At 55.0% G+C, this 725-nt stretch carries 1 protein-coding gene; it reads left to right on the top strand.

Features of this window, described 5'->3' with window-relative positions:
* The coding region (locus GSQ82_RS24510) for an AMP-binding protein (protein ID WP_174243052.1) at positions 1 to 725 on the top strand (725 nt) is incomplete at both ends.

Here is a 725-nt window from a genome sequence, read left to right as displayed (position 1 = left end):
CGCTCGATCCCTCCTACCCGGTGGAGCGACTCCGCTTCATGTTGGAGGACTCCGGGCCGGTCGCGCTGCTTACCCAGACTCATCTCGCAGCCCTGTTTACCGGACACGACCCTGCCCTGCCCATCCTCGACCTCCAAGCGACAGAGAGATGGAGTGAGCAGCCGCAGACCAACCCCGACCCGCACTCGATCGGGCTGAACTCATCGCATCTGGCCTACATCATCTACACCTCCGGCTCCACCGGCGCGCCTAAAGGCGTCATGGTCGAACATCGTCAGATTGTAGCCAGGCTCTCGGAAATTGGAGCATCGCTGCTGTTCAGTCGTGACGATGTGATGCCCAATGTCTCTTCCTTTGCTTTTGATATTTCGATTCTTGAAGTTTTGCTGCCGCTCGTTGGTGGAGGGCGGACACGGATCACAGATGCCGTGCGCATTAAAGATCCGGACTATCTTCTGGAACAGACCCGGACAACAACGGTCTTCAATGCTGTTACTAGCCTGATGGATACTTGGTGTCAGCACATCCAACGTAAAACGGCCCGACAGCAGTATCCCAATCTTCGAGCCTTATTGGTTGGCGGAGAGCCTGTCCCCAAACGGTTAATCGAGCAGCTATGCGCGCAGTTTCCTAATGCGCAAATTATCCAGACCTACGGTCCTACGGAGAGCAGTCTCTTCTGTACGTCATGTATTGCTCTTCCTTTCTTGAAGTTTGGGAGTACA

This window comes from Granulicella sp. L60 (genome assembly GCF_009765825.1).
Lineage (GTDB): Bacteria > Acidobacteriota > Terriglobia > Terriglobales > Acidobacteriaceae > Edaphobacter.
Note: the sequence above shows the minus strand (reverse complement) of the source record. Positions and strands in the feature narration are given on the sequence as shown.